Below are 557 nucleotides of genomic sequence, written 5' to 3'. Positions count from 1 at the left end.
GTGCTCATCTGCTGCTACTGCCTCTCGGTGGGCGGCTCGGTGGACTCGTTCACTTGCCGAAGGCCATCAGGAGCTTCTCGTCCGTGCCGTCACCGTTGAGGTTGGTCACGGACAGGAAGAAACGGCCGTCCTCGAAGGAGCTCCTGGAGAACAGGAAGGAGCCCTCGATCTTCGCGGCCGGGCCCGAGGGCAGGCGCAGCAGCGTCTTGGGCGCGCCGCCGGCCACCGGGAACGAGACGATCTCGCCGGGCTCGTCGAGGGCGCCGGTGCGGTAGGCGGTCAGCTGCCCGTTCGCGGCCTTCAGGGGACGCAGGCTCCGCTTGTCCCCGGCGGCCTGGCGCCACTTGGCCTTTCCGGTGCCGAGGTCGAAGGCGACGATCTCGTTGTTGCCGCCGCCCTTGGCGGCCGTCGTCAGGTAGAGGGTGTCGCCGTCGACCGCGGAGTCGCCGCAGGCCTGGAGGTCGTCGATGCTGCCGCCGCCGCAGTTGACCTCGAAGGAGCCCTCGGCGGCCATGCTGGAGCGCTTCTTGCCGTCGCCGGTCAGGGCGATGACGGCG

Annotated in this window: 1 pseudogene; it reads right to left on the bottom strand. The window is 70.0% G+C overall.

From position 1 onward, the window contains the following. Positions 1 to 49: 49 nt before the first annotated feature. A pseudogene (locus tag VR44_RS36115) lies at positions 50 to 557 on the bottom strand (outer membrane protein assembly factor BamB family protein); the annotation flags it as partial.

The organism is Streptomyces katrae, assembly GCF_000966975.1.
Taxonomy (GTDB): Bacteria; Actinomycetota; Actinomycetes; order Streptomycetales; family Streptomycetaceae; genus Streptomyces; species Streptomyces katrae.
The sequence above is the reverse complement of the archived record's forward strand: the minus strand, read 5'-3'. Positions and strand labels throughout refer to the sequence as shown.